General features: G+C 61.0%; 16 protein-coding genes. 6 read left to right on the forward strand and 10 right to left on the reverse strand.

The genetic code is table 11. From position 1 onward, the window contains the following. Positions 1–11 precede the first annotated feature (11 nt). From I2I01_RS11355 to I2I01_RS11365, 3 genes are read left to right on the forward strand one after another with little or no spacing between them, the layout of a single operon-like run. A complete protein-coding gene (locus I2I01_RS11355; RefSeq protein WP_196286553.1) occupies positions 12–620 on the forward strand; it encodes a methyltransferase domain-containing protein in 609 nt (202 codons plus the stop codon). A 6-nt stretch (positions 621–626) separates the two neighbouring features. After that, entirely contained in the window at positions 627–1,481 is an 855-nt protein-coding gene (gene kdsA / locus I2I01_RS11360; protein WP_196286554.1) for a 3-deoxy-8-phosphooctulonate synthase, read from the forward strand. 32 nt (positions 1,482–1,513) lie between these two features. After that, entirely contained in the window at positions 1,514–2,041 is a 528-nt protein-coding gene (locus I2I01_RS11365) for an STM3941 family protein (RefSeq protein WP_196286555.1), read from the forward strand. Between the two features lie 31 nt (positions 2,042–2,072). Here I2I01_RS11365 and I2I01_RS11370 read toward each other — a convergent pair whose 3' ends face one another. Next, entirely contained in the window at positions 2,073–2,852 is a 780-nt protein-coding gene (locus tag I2I01_RS11370; protein WP_196286556.1) for an O-methyltransferase, read from the reverse strand. A gap of 92 nt (positions 2,853–2,944) precedes the next feature. After that, positions 2,945–3,331, reverse strand: a complete 387-nt coding sequence (apaG, locus tag I2I01_RS11375) for a Co2+/Mg2+ efflux protein ApaG (protein ID WP_196286557.1) — start codon at positions 3,329–3,331, stop codon at positions 2,945–2,947. 111 nt (positions 3,332–3,442) lie between these two features. On the opposite strand from apaG, the gene I2I01_RS11380 reads away from it, so the two are divergent. After that, positions 3,443–4,105: a uracil-DNA glycosylase gene (locus tag I2I01_RS11380; protein ID WP_196286558.1), complete on the forward strand. Its 663-nt coding sequence runs from the start codon at positions 3,443–3,445 to the stop codon at positions 4,103–4,105. A gap of 218 nt (positions 4,106–4,323) precedes the next feature. On the opposite strand, the gene lepB is transcribed toward I2I01_RS11380, so the two are convergent. The 5 genes from lepB to I2I01_RS11405 all read right to left on the reverse strand — a co-directional run bounded on the left by lepB (position 4,324) and on the right by I2I01_RS11405 (position 9,273). Further along, positions 4,324–5,487: a signal peptidase I gene (gene lepB, locus I2I01_RS11385; protein ID WP_196286559.1), complete on the reverse strand. Its 1,164-nt coding sequence runs from the start codon at positions 5,485–5,487 to the stop codon at positions 4,324–4,326. A gap of 129 nt (positions 5,488–5,616) precedes the next feature. Next, positions 5,617–6,336 carry a 4-hydroxy-tetrahydrodipicolinate reductase gene (dapB, locus tag I2I01_RS11390; protein ID WP_196286560.1) on the reverse strand — a complete coding sequence of 240 codons (720 nt, stop codon included), beginning with the start codon at positions 6,334–6,336 and terminating at the stop codon, positions 5,617–5,619. A 90-nt stretch (positions 6,337–6,426) separates the two neighbouring features. After that, positions 6,427–7,155 (reverse strand): DUF5683 domain-containing protein, encoded by a 729-nt coding sequence (locus I2I01_RS11395; protein WP_196286561.1) that lies wholly within the window; start codon positions 7,153–7,155, stop codon positions 6,427–6,429. A 68-nt stretch (positions 7,156–7,223) separates the two neighbouring features. Then, positions 7,224–8,204: a ParB/RepB/Spo0J family partition protein gene (locus tag I2I01_RS11400; RefSeq protein WP_196286562.1), complete on the reverse strand. Its 981-nt coding sequence runs from the start codon at positions 8,202–8,204 to the stop codon at positions 7,224–7,226. 262 nt (positions 8,205–8,466) lie between these two features. Next, on the reverse strand, positions 8,467–9,273 hold the full coding sequence (locus I2I01_RS11405; RefSeq protein WP_196286563.1) for a ParA family protein: 807 nt from the start codon (positions 9,271–9,273) through the stop codon (positions 8,467–8,469). A 179-nt stretch (positions 9,274–9,452) separates the two neighbouring features. Between I2I01_RS11405 and I2I01_RS11410 the strand changes: the two genes are divergently transcribed. Together I2I01_RS11410 and I2I01_RS11415 are read left to right on the forward strand one after the other, a co-directional pair. Then, complete coding sequence (locus I2I01_RS11410; RefSeq protein WP_196286564.1) at positions 9,453–11,147, forward strand: ABC transporter substrate-binding protein; 1,695 nt, start codon at positions 9,453–9,455, stop codon at positions 11,145–11,147. A gap of 31 nt (positions 11,148–11,178) precedes the next feature. Then, positions 11,179–12,030, forward strand: a complete 852-nt coding sequence (locus I2I01_RS11415; protein WP_196286565.1) for an alpha/beta hydrolase — start codon at positions 11,179–11,181, stop codon at positions 12,028–12,030. Between the two features lie 65 nt (positions 12,031–12,095). Here I2I01_RS11415 and I2I01_RS11420 read toward each other — a convergent pair whose 3' ends face one another. From I2I01_RS11420 to I2I01_RS11430, 3 genes are all read right to left on the reverse strand, one after another. Next, complete coding sequence (locus I2I01_RS11420) at positions 12,096–12,611, reverse strand: DUF6438 domain-containing protein (RefSeq protein ID WP_196286566.1); 516 nt, start codon at positions 12,609–12,611, stop codon at positions 12,096–12,098. A 205-nt stretch (positions 12,612–12,816) separates the two neighbouring features. Then, complete coding sequence (gene yidC / locus I2I01_RS11425; protein WP_196286567.1) at positions 12,817–14,598, reverse strand: membrane protein insertase YidC; 1,782 nt, start codon at positions 14,596–14,598, stop codon at positions 12,817–12,819. 215 nt (positions 14,599–14,813) lie between these two features. Then, positions 14,814–16,460, reverse strand: coding sequence for a CTP synthase (locus I2I01_RS11430; protein WP_196286568.1), 1,647 nt, complete (start codon positions 16,458–16,460; stop codon positions 14,814–14,816). Positions 16,461–16,606: the final 146 nt, after the last annotated feature.

Below are 16,606 nucleotides of genomic sequence, written 5' to 3' on the forward strand. Positions count from 1 at the left end.
ACTTCAACGGCATGCAAACGGTTTTTACGGACTTCGACGCAGCCTACTGGCAAGCACGTTACGCCACCGGCCGCGACGGCTGGGACGCCCACGCCATCACCCCGCCGCTGCAAGCTTATTTCGACCAGCTCGACGTGGCCCGGCAGCCGCGCATCCTCATTCCCGGCGCCGGCCGCGCCTACGAGGCCGAGTACTTGCACCAGCGTGGTTTCCGGCACGTTTTCGTGGCCGACATTGCGCCCGAAGCCCTGGCGGCGCTGGCCCAGCGCGTGCCCGACTTTCCCAAAGAACATCTGCTGCTGGCCGATTTCTTTGGTCTGCCCAACGACCCGCCCTACGACTTAATTGTGGAGCAGACGTTCTTTTGCGCCCTCAACCCGGCCCTGCGCCCGGCCTACGCGCGCCAGTGCGCCCACCTGCTGCGGCCAGGCGGCACCCTTATGGGCCTGCTGTTCGATACTGACTTTGGTTCCGTGCAGGAACCGCCGTTTGGCGGCAGCCAGGAGGAGTACCGCGCCTATTTCACGCCGTATTTCGAGTTTCGTCACTTCGAAACGGCCACCAACTCGCTCAAACCCCGGCAGGGGCGCGAGCTGTTTATCTGTTTGAAAAAGAAATAACATCCCATGCTCCAAGCCCTCGCCAACACGCTCCCGCATTTCCGCCACACCAATTCCGGCCAGTTTTTCCTCATGGCCGGGCCCTGCGTCATCGAAGGTGAGGACATGGCCCTACGCATTGCCGAGCGCATCAAGCACATCACCGACAAGCTTCAGATTCCCTACATCTTCAAGGGCTCCTACCGCAAGGCCAACCGCTCGCGGCTCGATTCCTTCACCGGCATCGGCGACGAAACGGCCCTGCGCATCCTGCAAAAGGTAGGGCGCGAAATCGGTGTGCCCACCGTCACCGATATCCACGAGTCGAGCGAAGCCGCGCTGGCGGCCGAGTTCGTCGACGTGCTGCAAATCCCGGCCTTCCTGTGCCGGCAGACTGATTTGCTCATTGCCGCCGCCCAAACCGGCAAGGTAGTGAACGTGAAAAAAGGCCAGTTCCTGAGCGGCGAGGCCATGAAATGGGCCGTCGATAAAATCCGCCAGTCGGGCAACCCGCACGTCATCCTCACCGAGCGCGGCAATTCCTTCGGCTACTCCGACCTGGTGGTGGACTTCCGCAACCTGCCCGCCATGCGCGAGTTCGATGTGCCCGTGGTGATGGACGTGACGCACTCGCTGCAGCGCCCTAACCAAAGCAGCGGCGTAACGGGCGGCCAGCCCGCCCTCATCGAAACCATTGCCAAGGCCGCCATCGCCGTGGGCGCCGACGGCCTGTTCATCGAAACCCACCCTACGCCCGCTACCGCCCTCTCCGACGGCGCCAACATGCTGCCCCTCGACCAGTTGGAAGCGCTGCTGGTGAAGCTCACGCGGGTGCGCGACGCCCTGCGCCCCGTTCCCGGCGTCGACCCACAGGGCTTGTAAGCCTAAAACCCGAACCAGTTAAGTCAGGACCGATGACGGAGTTTCGGCTCTACAAATCTCGTCGGAAGGCGCTACGGCTCCTGCTGGGCTGCGGCGCCTTTGTGGCGATGGGCTGCTTTCTGCTGGTGCGGGGCAGCTCGCCGCCGTGGGGCCCCTGGGTATGCATCGGGTTTTTCGGCCTGGGCTTGCCGCTGGGCTTTTTTCAGCTGCTGGACCGCCGCCCCCAGATAATTGTGAACGAGTTCGGGGTGTTCGACCGCACTTCCCACCACGAATTCATCAACTGGGAAATCATCCGAGACGTCTACCTCATCGAACTGCACCGGCAGCGGTTCATTTGCCTGGTGGTGGACGCCGCCTTCGAGCCATCGCGCCGAAAAGGCAAGTTCCAGCAGGGCATGGCGAAGCTGGGCAAAGAAATCGGCTTTCAGGAACTGAATATCTCCCTTGGGTCCGTCGAAATTGATGCCTTCCGCTTCGCCGAATTCATCCTGGCGATGCGGGGTGCCGCCCCGCCCGAACGCCAGGGGCTGCTGCAGAAAGCCATTGCCAATTTGTAGCGCGCTCGGACTGGCGGAGTCCAGGGTACTGCTACGTGCGCAGCCAGAAATGCTGCTTGGGCTGGTTCTTCCGGAAGAATACCAGTCCGATGTAGAACAGGTCCACCGTCAGCGTCACGTCGGGGTGGGCTTTGATGGCCTCCCAGGCCCGCTCCATGTCTTCGGACCAATGGATGTCGTCGAAGATGAACACCGAATTATCGGTGCGGTGCTGGAGGCATTGCTCGAAGTAGCGCAGCGTGGGCTCGTAGCGGTGGTTGCCGTCGAAGAAGGCAAAGTCAATGGGAGCGGCTAGGCGCGAGAGGGTAGGGGCAAGGGTTTCATCAATGTTGCCTTCCACCACCTCCACATTGCGCAGCTTTAGCTTATCGAAGGTTTCGCGGGCCACGGCGGCCACGTTGGGGCAGCCCTCGAAGGTGACGACGCGGCTACGCGAGTCGGCCGAAGCCAGGTAGGCCGTGGTGAGCCCCAGCGAGGTGCCCAACTCCAGAATGGTGGCCGGCCGGAAGTAGTTGGCCAGCCGAAACAGCAGCTGTGCCAGCTTCCTGGGCTTGGCGGCGGTGCGGGCAATGTCGGCCACGCGGCGCTGCTGGCCCGCGCCGGTGTGTGAGCCCGCCCCAAAATCGGTGACGCTGATACTGGCCGGGCTGCTGAGCAACTGGCGGCGCCGCTCTTCCACGGCAGTATAAGCCCGGTAATGACCCGTGTGGCGCACCACGGAAGTATAGAGGCCGAACACAAACGGCGAATGCAGCCCGTGGGCGTTGCCCGAGCGCAGCCAGAAGCGGAGGTAAGCGAGAAGTTGGAACAAGCTAGTTGCCGGTTGTTAGTTGTCCGTTGTCAGGGAAAACGACAACCACGGTGCAAACTAACAACGGACAACGAGCAACTGACAACTACACGCTAGTTCATCCGGTACGGCACCATGAGGGTGAACTCCGGAATCTCCACCGTGAACTCCTGGCCATTGGCCAGCCGCTCCATGAGGTAGGTGCCGCGCATCTTGCCCACGCCCGACTTCAAATTACAACCGCTCACGTACTGGTGGGCTTCGCCGGGCTCCAGCACCGGCTGGCGGCCTACCACGCCCTCACCTTCCACTTCGCGCACCACGCCGTTGGCGTCGTGAATGTGCCAGTGGCGGCGCAACAGCTTCACCGTGAACTCGCTGTTGTTGCGAATCTCAATCTTGTAGGCAAACACGAAATGCTCCTGGCCGGGGCTGGAGTAGTCGGGCAAGTAGTTGGTCGTAACCGAAACGGTGACGCCTTGCGTAGTGGTGGTGGGCATAGGTGTCGGAACTAAGGGGCTGCGGACCTAACAGCAGCCCGCCGAAATTGGTTTTACGCAAATGCGGCCTTTGAACGCCACTATTACCCGTTTATTTTCTTCCCAACTTCGATGGTAAAGATAGCCGAAAGCTGGCGGCCGGTGCTAGCCGATGAATTCGAAAAGCCCTATTTTCAACGGCTCATTGCCTTCGTGAAGGGTGAGTACGCCACGGCCACCGTGTACCCGGCCGGCCCCCAGATTTTCCATGCCTTCGACGCCACGCCGTTCGACAACGTCAAGGTCGTCATCCTGGGCCAAGACCCCTACCACGGCAAAAACCAGGCGCACGGCCTCTCGTTCTCGGTGCAGGAGGGGCAGCGCACGCCGCCCTCGCTCCAAAATATCTTCAAGGAGCTGCAGGACGACATCCCCGGCACGCCGCCTGCCCCCAACGGCAACCTCGACCGCTGGGCCAGCCAGGGCGTGCTGCTGCTCAACGCCACCCTCACCGTGCGGGCCGCCGAGCCCGCCTCTCACCAGAAAAAAGGCTGGGAAGAATTCACCGACGCCGTCATCCGCAAGATTTCGGAGGAGAAGGAACACGTGGTGTTCATCCTCTGGGGCGCTTACGCTGGCAAAAAGTCGGAGCTGATTGACGAGCGCAAGCACCTCATTCTGAAATCTGTACACCCCTCGCCCTACGCGGCCGATAAGGGCTTCTTCGGCAGCAAGCCCTTCAGCAAGACTAACGCTTGGCTGAAAAGCAAGGGGCTGGAACCGATTCAGTGGTAGTATAATCGGCTGTCATTGCGAGCGGAACGCAGTGGAGCGCGGCAATCCGTCCTCCCAACGCGACCAGCCCTTAGTTGTGATAAAACCCAGCTTAAGCTACATCAACTCAATGAAAAGCCCCGGCGCCATTGTGGTACCGGGGCTTTCTGGTAAAAGAACGTGTCTGGCTCTTACAGGACGGATTGCTTCGGCTACGCCTCGCAATGACAGTTGATTTTCTAGTGGATGATGTTGAACAAACGGCTCCACCGGACTTTGTGCCAGAAGTCGGCGTTCGGGTCGATGGACAGCCAGATGAGCACAGCTTTGCCCACCACGTGGTCGGCCGGCACGAAGCCCCAGAAGCGCGAGTCTTCCGAGTTGTGGCGGTTGTCGCCCATCATCATGTAGTAGTTCTGCTTGACGGTGTAGCTGGTGAGGGGCTTGCCGTTCTGGTAAATCATGCCGTCCTGGTTGTTCCAAGTAATGCCTGCGTTGTGCTCATAGCGGGCCACAATTTTATAGTAAATGGCGGCGTTGGCAGGCGTGAGGGCAATAGTCTGGCCCTTCTTGGGTATGGGCAGCGGGCCGTAATTGTCCAGATTCCACTTGCGCGGGGTGATGCTGGTGGCATCAGAATTCGTGAAATCGGCCTTGTCGGGGAACAGGGGCGGCACCGGCGGCTGGTACACCTCGATGGCCTTTACGTAAGGCTGCTTGCGGAAATAGTCGGCCGCGGCCTTCGTGCAGCTGATTTTGTAGATGAACGAGCCGGGCTTGTCGCCGTTGCCCACGGGCTGGGGCAAGCCACCGGGCATGGTGTAGTCGACCACCCCCTGGGCGCGCAAGGCGTTCGCCACCTCGTCGTTGGGGTTGTCAATCTGCATCAGATAGTCGGTTTGCAGGCCGGGCACGTTCTCGCCGGGCTTGCCATTGAGAAACACCTGGCCGTTGCGGATTTCCAGGGTGTCGCCGGCCACGGCCACGCAACGCTTGATGTAGTTGGTGCGCAGGTCAGCCGGGTACTGCGTTTCGTGCGGCACGTGGAATACTACCACGTCGTTGCGCTTGATTTCGGAGAAGCCCGGCAGGCGATACGTGGGCAGCTGAATCAGCTCGGAATAGCTCTGCAACCCAGTGCCCCAGATGGTTTGGTGCGTAAGGGGCACCTGCAGCGGCGTTTGGGGCGTGATGGGGCCGTAGTGCAGCTTGCTCACAAACAGGTAGTCGCCCACCAGCAGCGAGTTTTCCATGCTGGGCGACGGAATGGTGTACGCCTCAAACGTGGCCCAGCGGATGAGCGTGGCCGCCACAATGGCAAAAATCAGCGAATCGGCCCACTCGCGGGTTTTCGTTTTGGGCTGCTTGGGGGGAGCGGTGGGGTCGGTTTTGAGCAAAGACATGGGGCAAGCTTGGGCTTGGCAAATTAAAATCAGGCAAAGAAACGCAGCAGCGGGGGAGTTACCGGTTAAGAAATATACAGAACGTCATGCAGAGCATTCTGCGCATCAACCAGAATGCTCTGCATGACGCTACAATCCCAACAGCTCTTTCATGCCAAACACGCCCCGGCGGCCGGGCAGCCACTCGGCCGCTAGCAGCGCACCCAGCGCGAAGCCCTCGCGGCTGTGCGCCGCGTGCGTGAGCTCCAGCGTATCCACGTCGGAGGTGTAGGTGACGATATGCGTGCCCACTGCGTCGCCGGTGCGCTCGCTGATAATGGCCAACTCGGCCGGCGACTCGGCTGCGGCGTTGCGCCAGGTGGTTTTGGCCGGGAAGTGGCGCATGATGCCTTCGGCGGTGGTGAGGGCCGTGCCGCTGGGCTGGTCGATTTTTTGGGTGTGGTGAATTTCGCGCACGGCCACGTCGTAGCCGCCAAACTGGTTCATCTTAGCCGCGATGTACTCGTTGAAATGAAAAAACAGATTCACGCCCACGCTGTAGTTGGAGGCGTAGAACAAACTGCCGTTCAGCTCCTTTGTCAGCGCAGTGGCTTCCTCAAAATGGTGCAGCCAGCCCGTGGAGCCGCACACCACCGGCAGGCCCTGGCGCAGGCAGGCCGCCACATTATCAAAGGCCGAGTCGGGGTGAGTGAACTCGATGGCCACGTCGACGGTGGCCGGGGTGAAGTCGGCGATGGTGGCCGGGCTGGTGTGCAGGTCCACAATACCGGCGATTTCGTGGCCGCGCTGGGCAGCCAGAGCGCCAATGGTCTGGCCCATTTTGCCGTAGCCGATGAGGAGGATTTTCATGTTAGTTGTCAGTTGCTCGTTGTCAGTTGTTAGTCTGAACTGCCGGCTCAAAACCTGACAACTGACAACAAGCAACCGACAACTAAAAAATTACTTCACCCGCAGCGCCAGCGAGACGCCCGGCGCCGTGGGCAGCGCCAGTGCCTGGCCCGGTACCGGCAACAGCGTCGGCTGCCAGTGCAGGCTAAGGTCATCGCTCACGTCAAAGTCTTTGAGGTGGGCATCCACCAGCGCGTCCACAATCTGCAGCCCGTAGGCGAGGCCGCAGTAGAGGTAGAACAAGTCGCGGTTGCCGCGGTAGTACACCAAGCCGCTTTGGATACCGGCAGCGCTGCCGTAGAGACGAGCCTGCGGGCCCAGCTTGTCGCTGCGCAGCAAGTCGGGGTACTGCGTCACAATGGCGTAGGCATCCACAAACTCCCGGTAGCGCATCTGGTAAAACACCTCGGCGCCCACCACCGTGCCCAGTGCCCCATACACGAGCGGCAGCTTCCACCAGCGGCGGTTATAAATCTGGCCTGCGCCGGGCAAAATGGCCGCTAGCAAAGCCGCTTTGCCCGGCCGCGTGAGGCGAATGCCCTCGTAGCCAAACGCCCGGAACATGCGCTCGGTGCGCTTGGCCGAGTCGGCGGCGGCTTTCTGGCGCTTGGCCGCGGGCGTCACCACGGGCTCGCGGCGCTCGGCGGTATCAGCCAGGATTTCGGCCGGGGTGCGGGTGGGCGTGGTAGGCGAAAACACCTGGGCCCGCCCGGCCGGGCCGCTCAGCAGCATGGCCACGCCCAATAGTACCGCCGCAATGTAGGAATACGATAGTTTCATGGGAAACCCGCTAACGAGAAAGGCCGGGGTTTTAGCGTGTTGCGCACCCGCCCATCTCCCGTAACGTCTTACGATGGATGCAGGATGTGCAGGATGCGCTGCATGTCCTCAATCGAGTCGAAGGCGATTTTGATTTCGCCGTTGCCCTTGGCCGTGGGGCGCACCTGCACGCGCGAGCCAAACCGCTCGGCCAGGTGGCGCTCGGTGCGGCGCAGCTCGGCGGCGGGTACCACGGGCTGGGCCGGGGCTGCTTTCCCGCCATCGGATTTCGTCGCGTCGGTGTTGCGGCCGAAACCACTGCGCACCAGTTCTTCCACGCGGCGCACCGACAGCTCCTCGGCCACGATTTTGCGGTACAATTCTACCTGAGCCTTGGGGTCGTCGAGCCCGATGAGCGCGCGGGCGTGGCCCATGCTGATTTCGGCGTCGCGCAGGCCAATCTGCACATCGGGCGGCAGCTTGAGCAGGCGCAGGTAGTTGGTCACGGTCGAGCGGTTTTTGCCCACCCGGTCGCCCAGGTCTTCCTGGCGCAGGTTGCACTCGCTCAGCAGGCGCTGGTAGCTGAGGGCGATTTCGATGGCATTCAGGTTTTCGCGCTGAATGTTCTCAATCAAAGCCATTTCCAGCATCTGCTGGTCGTCGGCCTTGCGGATGTAGGCCGGAATCGTCTCCAAACCGGCCAGCTTGGACGCCTGCAAGCGGCGCTCGCCCGAAATGAGCTGGTAGGAATTGGTGCCGAGCTGGCGCAGCGTCACGGGCTGGATGATGCCCTGAATCTTAATGCTGTCGGCCAGTTCCTGCAGGGCTTGCTGGTCGAAGTGGGTGCGGGGCTGGTAGGGGTTGGTCTCGATGTGCTCGACGGCGATGAAGCCCACCGAGTTGACGGGGTGCGACACGAGGCGGTCGCCGGAGCCGGGCCGCTCGCCTTTCTTCTCGTAGCTGCCCTCGATGAGGGCGTTGAGGCCGCGGCCCAGGCCACCCTTGCGTTTCACGGCCGCGGCGGCAGCCAGGGCAGCTTGCAATTTCTCTTCGTTCTTCTCTAGTGGCATAGTGCGTCGGCCGGGCCCATAAAAGGCAGTTGGCAACCGAACGTCAAATTTACGGATAGTTGGGCGAAGGGCAAGCCGGAAAGTTTGGGCGGAGAAAAACCATGAAGCGCCGAGCCATTAACTCAGAACGTCATGCTGAGCTTGCCGAAGCATCTCTACCGCAGTAGTAAATGAATTACTCTCGCAGTAGAGACGCTTCGGCAAGCTCAGCATGACGTTCTTTTTATTCTGTCAATACTTAAGCTCCCTCAGGATAAACTTGCTAAATCCGCTCGTCCTCGGCCGTCTCCTCGGTGGCTTCCACGCTGTTCTTCTCCACGATTTCGCGGGCCAGGTTGAGGTAGCTGAGGGAGCCTTTGCTCTCGGCGTCGTGCAGGATGACGGGGATGCCGAAGCTGGGCGACTCGCTCAGCTTCACGTTGCGCGGTATGATGGTGTCGAAGGCTAGCTGCTGGAAGTGCATGCGCACTTCCTCCACTACCTGGTTCGAGAGGCGTAGGCGCACGTCGTACATCGTGAGTAGGATGCCTTCGATTTCGAGCTCGGTGTTGAGGCGGCTCTGAATGATTTTGATGGTATTCAGGAGCTTGCCCAGGCCTTCGAGGGCGAAGTATTCGCACTGCACCGGGATGATGACCGAGTGCGCGGCCGTGAGGGCGTTGACGGTGATGAGGCCGAGCGAAGGCGAGCAGTCGATGATGATGAAATCGTACTCGGCGGCGAGGGGGCGCAGGGCCTCCTTCATTTTTTCCTCGCGGTTGGGCAGGTTTATCATCTCCACCTCGGCGCCCACCAGGTCGATGTGGGAGGGCATGAGGTCGAGGTGAGGCAGAATGTTGGTGGGCACGATGATGTCGTGGGCGTTGATGCCGTCCACCATGCACTCGTAGATGCTATTCTGGATGTCCTTGGGGTCGTAGCCCACGCCCGAGGTGGCGTTGGCCTGGGGGTCGGCGTCGACGAGCAGGGTCCGGTAGTCCAGGGCGGCCAGCGAGGCCGCGAGGTTAATGGAAGTAGTGGTTTTGCCCACCCCGCCTTTCTGATTGGCTACCGCGATGATTTTTCCCATGTCACTTAGTTGTTCGTTGTTCGTTGTCAGTTGCTCGGCGCTGGCTGTTCGGGCTTCGTTGCGGGTTTTTGGGGCTTACTAAGCCTCAAGCACTAACAACGACTACTAAACAAACAACAACGAATAACTAATAACTTTTGCCGTAGCATTGCACAAAGATACATTCTTTCCCTGTTCGCATGGCCCCTTTTTTGGCTCGTTGGGCTGGCTTTTCGGCTAAATGGTTTGGACTTTCGGCGGGGCTGCTGACGCTGGCCGGCTGCCACGATGCCGCCCGCCCGGCCGCCGACGAGCGCCGCGTATTCCGCTACAATCAGCCCGAAGCCCTGTCCTCGCTCGACCCCGCGTTTGCCCGCAACCAAGCCAACTGGTGGGCCGTGAATCAACTTTACAGCGGCCTGGTAGAACTTGATTCGACCCTGCTGCCGGCCCCGGCGCTGGCCCGGCGCTACAGCATCTCGCCCGATGGCCGGCTCTACACGTTCGTGCTGCGGCGCGGCGTGCGCTTCCACGACAGCGACGTGTTTGCCGGTGGCAAAGGCCGCGAGGTGAAGGCGGCAGATTTTGTGTACAGCTTCAAGCGCATCCTGGATGCGGCCACGGCCAGCACCGGCGGCTGGATTTTCCGGGGCAAAATTCTGGAGAAGCCTGACGGCAGCCCCAGCGACACGGCCTTCGTGGCCGCCAACGACTCCACGTTGCGCATTCACCTCAAAGAGCCGTTCGTGCCATTCCTGGGCATTCTGACGATGCCGTATGCCTACGTGGTGCCGCACGAGGCGGTGGAGAAGTACGGCAAGGACTTCCGCGAGCACCCGGTGGGCACGGGTCCGTTCCGTTTCAAGCTCTGGGACGAGGGCAATGTGCTACTCTACGAGCGCAACCCGGACTACTGGCGGAGCGATGAAAAAGGTCGTAAGCTGCCCTACCTCGACGCCGTGGCCATCAGCTTTTTGCCCGACCGCAAAACCGAGTTTCTGACTTTCATGCAGGGGAAGCTGGATTTTCTCTCTGGCATCCGGGCCGGCTCGCGCGACCTGATTATGCATCCGGATGGCACCATTCGGGAAGATTTCAAGGGTAAGTTCACGGTGCAAAAGGTACCGTACCTAAACACCGAGTACTTGGGCATTCAGCTCGACTCGGCTAACCTGACCGGCGAACAGGCCGTGCAGGGCCGCGCCCTGCGCGACAAGCGCGTGCGCCAGGCCCTGAACTATGCCCTGAACAAGCCCGAAATGCTCACCTATCTACTGAACCGGGTGGGCACGGCCGGCACCTCGGGCTTCGTGCCAAAGGCCTTGCCTTCGTTCTCCGAGAAGGAAGTGCCCGGTTATACCTACCAGCCGCAGAAGGCCCGGCAGCTGCTGCGCGCCGCCGGCTACGGCCCGCAGCGTCCGCTGAAGCTGCGTCTGAGCACGGTGCTGGAACGCAAGGAGATAGGAGAGTACCTGCAGAAACAGTGGGCCGACGTGGGCGTGCAGGTACAGATTGACATCAACCAGTCGGCTGCGCAGCAGGACCTGGTGGACAACGGCCGGGTGGCCTTCTTCGCCAAAAGCTGGCTGGGCGACTACCCCGACGCCGAAAATTACCTGGCCCTGTTCTACAGCCCCAACTTCAGCCCCGCCGGCCCCGACAAAACCCACTTCAAAAACGCAGCCTACGACCAGCTCTACGACCAGGCCCGCCGCACGCAGGACGTGACCAAGCGCACGGCGCTATACCAAGCCATGGACCGCATCGTAGTGGAAGAGTCGCCGGTTATTAGCCTGTACTACGACGAAGTGGTGCGCCTCACGCAGAACAACGTGCGCGGCCTCACGCCCAACCCCATGAATACTTTGCTGTTGGAGCGGGTGCATAAGGATTAGCTGTATTTCCACCCTCAAAACCTGACCGCCTATGCTAACCTTCCGCACTTCAATTCTTGCGCTGTGCCTGGCGCTGCCGCTGACCGGTGTTTCGCAGGGCCAAAAGGGCGGGCCTGGGCCAGCCACCGCGCCGCTGGTTATCGGCCAGACGTTTACCCTCCAATCCAAAGCATTGGGTGAAACCCGGCGCATCAACGTGTACTTGCCGGACGCTTACACCGACTCGGCCACGCGGCGGCTGCCGGTGCTGTACATGCCGGATGGGGGCCTGAAGGAGGACTTTCTGCACGTGGCGGGGCTGGTGCAGGTGCTGGTGGGCAACGGCACCATGCGGCCGTTTATTCTGGTAGGCATTGAAAACACCCAGCGCCGGCGCGACCTGACCGGCCCCACTACCAATGCCGAAGACAAGAAAATTGCGCCCAAAGTGGGCGGCTCGGCGGCCTACCGGCAGTTCATTCGGGAGGAATTGATGCCGCAGGTGAAGCAGCGCTACCGCACCACCGCCGAAACGGCCATCGTGGGCGAGTCGCTGGCCGGTCTGTTCGTGGTAGAAACGCTGCTGATGGAGCCCACCTTGTTCAATTCCTACCTGGCCTTCGACCCCAGCCTGTGGTGGAACAACGGCCAACTGGCCGCACAGGCCAGCACTTATTTGCAGAAAACGCGCCCCGCTGTTTCGGTGTACCTGGCTACCAGCATCCACGGCGACACCGTCGGCACCCGCCGCTTGGTGGAGCTGGCCCGCCCGCAAGCCACGCGCCTGGGCACCTGGCACTACGAGAACATGCCGCAGGAAACGCACGCCACCATTTACCACCCAGCGGCGCTGCGGGCATTCCGCGCAGTGTTTGCGCCGCCGGCTGCCGGGGCGAAGCATTGATTTAGCCAGGGGGCTATCCAATTGTAGAGACGCTACACTTCGCGCTTCTACAGCTGGATAGCCCTTTATTTATCACTCTCCAACCCATTCACCTGCCCCAGCCGGTCGAACTGCGTGGTGAGGTAGGTGAAATAGGCCTGCACGTTTTCGGGCACTGCCGACTCGGCGGTTACCTTTTTGAAGCTGCCGTCGGGCTGGCGGATGGCCACGATGGTGCTGGGCATGTCAGTCACGCCGCTCCTATACTGGGTGGCGAACGTCTCAAAATGCGCTTCTTTGGCTTGGCGCAACATATCGGCCACCACAGCAGCGGGCAGCTTGAGTTCCTTTTTGCCAATCAGTGGCACGTTGTGGCGGCCTTCGTAGGCCACGCGGCCGTCGGCGTACACCTGCATCGTATAAGCCGGGCAAGTGCCGAAGCAGGGCGTGCGCTCAAAGGTTAGCACCGGACCGGCTTCGGTGGGCGTGGCCTTTTTGCTGGCTTTCTTGGTTTTCGTTTTCTGAACCGTCGTTTTCTGGGCGCAGGCAGGTACGGAGAGACTAAAGAAGCTGAGCAGTAGGAGCAGCGGAATGTAGCGCATGACAAAGGGGAAGTTTGATGCGTGAAAGTAGGCAAACAAAAACCCGACAGAACGAAAACCGTGCCTACGGTTGCGTTCTGCCGGGTTTAATTTTTTCTGTCATCCTGAGCGCAGCGAAGGACCTTACCACGTCCGCGTCGGCTGAGCGACCCAAAACCGTTCTGTCGTCAGAAGGTCCTTCACAGCGCTCAGGATGACAGGCGTGTTACGACTTGCGTTTGGCCTGAGCTTCGCGCTCCTGCGCGGCCTTCATGGCTTCGGCAATGCGGCCTTGCAAGCCGCTGGGCTTCTTGTCTTTGTTCTTGATTTTGTTGGCGTCGAGCTGAGCGCGGATTTTAGTGTCGTCGACCAGCCCGCGGGTGATGGCCTGCTGGGCGAAGGTGATGACGTTCGACACGAAGTAGTACCAGGTGAGGCCCGAGGCAAAGCTGTTCAGCACGAACAGGAAGATGATGGGCATCAGGTAGCTGTAGGTCTTCATGGGGCCCTGCATGGCCGTGTTCATCTGGTTGCTCTGCCAGGTCATCACCAGGGTGGAGGCCGTCATGAGCAGGGTGAACAGCGACACGTGGTCGCCGTACCATTTCACGTAGAAGGGCAGCTTGATAAACACGTCGTAGCTGCTCAGGTCCTTGGCCCAGAGGAAGCTCTGCTGGCGCAGCTCAATGGCGTTGGGGAAGAACTGGAACATGGCAAACAGGATGGGCAGCGTGAGCAGTGTGGGCACGCAGCCGCTGAGCGGGCTCACCCCGAATTCCTGGTACAGCTTCATGGTTTCCTGCTGCACCTTCACGTTGTCGTCGCCGTACTTTTCCTTGAGCTGGTCAAGCTCCGGCTTCAGCACCTTCATGCGGGCCTGACTTTCGTAGGTTTTGTACGTCAAGGGCCAGGTTACCAGTTTGATGAGCACCACCAGCAGCAGGATGATGATGCCGTAGGAGCTGATGAACTGCTCCAGGAAGTGGAATACCGGCAGCACCACAAAGCGGTTTACCCAGCGGAACAAGCCCCAGCCCAGGTACACGTTGCGGTCGAACTCGGGCGCCACTTCTTTCAGGGTGTTGAAGGCGTTAGGGCCAAAGTAGAAGCGGTATTGGCCGCGACCCTGCTCCACCTCCGCCACCGGAATGCTGAGCGTGGTGCCCAGGGTTTTGATGGTAGCCGAGTCGGCCAGGTTCACGTTCGAGTTGAACGTGCCACCCGCGAAGGGCTGCTGGTCGGCGATGAGGCCGGCCACGAAGAAGTCGTGCTTGTGCGCGGCCCACTTCACTGGGCCTGCTGCCTTGATTTCCTCGGGCTTCTCGCTGGCCTCGGCCAGGGCACCCTGGTCGCCAGCGGCCAGGTAGTGGTTGATGGTGGTGTGGTTGCGGTTTTGCTTGAGGTCCTGCTCGGTCTGGCGCACCTCATCGAGGAACGAGAAGGTGAGCGGCTCTTGGGCCACTGTGCGGTCCAGGCCATTCAGGCGCAGGTCGTACTTTAGCTCGAAGCTGTTGGCGGGCAGCGTGTAGGTCTGCACAATGCTGCCGGCACCCACCGGTGCCGTGAAGGTGAGTACCGAGCCGCCATCCGTGCTTTGCGAGGGCACCGCCTGGAAGTTCAAGTCCGAGAAGCGAACCGTTTTGCCGTCCACGGTGCGGAACTTGGTATCCATGCGCGCGCTCTTGGCATCGAATATGTCCAGCGGCTTGCCGAAGAAGGTTTTGTATTTGAGCAGGCGCACGGCTGCAATCCGGCCGCCCCGCGTCGAGAGCGTCACGTCGAGGTTGGCGTTGGTGAGGTGCAGGTCCTGGGCAGGGCCAGCCGTGCTGTCGAGGGCAGCTTCCGGCGTCAGGGCCGAGGCCGGGGCGGCGGGGGCTTTGGCCGCGGCCGTAGGTGCGGGCTCTTTGCCGCCGGCTTTTTCATCCGTTTTCTTCGGGCTGAAGAAGAACAGGTACACGAGAAGCAAGGCCGAAATCAGAAAAAGGCCGGTTGCTGAATTTCTATCCATCAGTTGTTAAAGGTTGCGAAGGGGCAAAGGTACGGCGGGACGCTGCGCTTAATGAAGAATGCGAAATGAGGAATGAAATATTGAAGACGCCTGTCATCCTGAGCGCAGCGAAGGACCTTATCGCGCTTGGGTAAAAAGAATTACCTCCAGCTGTTTTGACGTGATAAGGTCCTTCGCTGCGCTCAGGATGACAGGCGTCCCAAATGTTTATTTACTTACCCCTTGCGGTGCTGGATGGCCGCCCGCACGAAGCGCACGAACAGCGGGTGGGGCTGCTCCACGGTGCTTTTCAGCTCGGGGTGGAATTGGCCGGCCACGAACCAGGGGTGCGTGGGCAGCTCAATTACTTCTACTAGGCCGGTTTCCGGGTTGGTGCCGGTGGCTTGCAGGCCGGCATCCTCGAAGCGGGCCAGGTAGTCGCCGTTGAACTCGTAGCGGTGGCGGTGCCGCTCGCTAATGTGGTTTTTGCCGTAGGCCTTGGCTGCTTTCGAGCCGCGGCGCAGGTCGCAGGCGTAGGCGCCGAGGCGCATGGTGCCACCTTTTTGGGTGATGTTTTTCTGCTCCTCCATCATAGCAATGACGGGGTTGGGCGTGAGGGCGTCCATCTCGGTGGAGTTGGCGTTGGGCAAACCCAGCACGTGGCGGGCGTACTCCACCACGGCTACTTGCATGCCCAGGCAGATGCCGAAGAACGGGATGTTGTTCTCGCGCACGTACTTCACAGCCGCAATCTTGCCCTCAAAGCCCCGCTCGCCGAAGCCGGGGGCCACCAGCACACCGTCGCAGCCGTGCAGCAGGGCGGCAATGTTTTCGTGGGTGATATTGTCGGACTGAATGCTGCGCACCGTCACCTTGCACTCGTTCTGGGCGCCGGCGTGCACGAAGGCTTCGTTGATGGACTTGTAGGCGTCGGGCAGCTCCACGTACTTGCCCACCAGGGCAATAGTCACTTCCTCGGTCGGGTTTTTCAGCTTGCCGAGGAAGTCTTTCCAGGCTTCGAGGTCGGGCTGCTGGGCGCCGCCGGTCAGCTTCAGGCGCTTAATTACCCGCTCATCAAGGCCCTCTTTGCGCATGAGCAGCGGCACCGAGTAGATGCTGTCGGCGTCGAGGCTTTCGATGACGGAGTTGATTTTAACGTTGCAAAACAGCGCGATTTTGCGGCGCATCTCCATCGGAATGGGGTGCTCGGAGCGGCACACCAGAATGTCGGGCTGCAGGCCGGCCTCGCGCAGGTCGCGCACCGAGTGCTGGGTGGGCTTGGTTTTTAGCTCGCCGGCGGCCTTCAGGTAGGGCAGCAGCGTAAGGTGAATCACAAGCGAGTCGTACTCGGGCAGCTCCCAGCGGAGCTGGCGCACGGCCTCCACGAAGGGCAGGCTCTCGATGTCGCCGATGCAGCCGCCGATTTCGGTAATGACCACGTCGAACTGGCCGTTCTGGCCCAGCAGCAGCATGCGCCGCTTGATTTCGTCGGTGATGTGGGGCACCACCTGCACGGTTTTGCCGAGGAAGGCGCCCTCGCGCTCGCGCCGAATCACGTGGTCGTAGATGCGGCCGGTGGTGACGTTGTTGGCCTGCGAGGTGGGCGTGTTCAGGAACCGCTCGTAGTGGCCGAGGTCGAGGTCGGTTTCGGCCCCGTCGTCGGTCACGTAGCACTCGCCGTGTTCGTACGGGTTGAGCGTGCCGGGGTCGATGTTGATGTAGGGGTCGAACTTCTGGATGGTGACTCGGAACCCGCGGGCCTGCAGAAGCTTGGCCAGCGAGGCGGAAATGATTCCTTTGCCGAGTGAAGAAGTGACGCCGCCGGTAACGAAAATAAATTTCGCAGCCGACGCGGAGGGGGAGGGGGTTTGGCGTTCGGGCATGACGGGAGTCAAAGGTACGGCACCCGGCGTTGGGAACCCAGCAAAACAACATGGGTAGTTGGCCGTCGGCTGGCCACGGTGGGGCTTAAACTGCTGAGTGGCTACGGCTCTGGTCGCTGGCGGCCATCACTAAAAAAGCCCCCGCC

The sequence above is a fragment of the Hymenobacter properus genome, from assembly GCF_015694735.1.
GTDB classification, from domain to species: Bacteria; Bacteroidota; Bacteroidia; order Cytophagales; family Hymenobacteraceae; genus Hymenobacter; species Hymenobacter properus.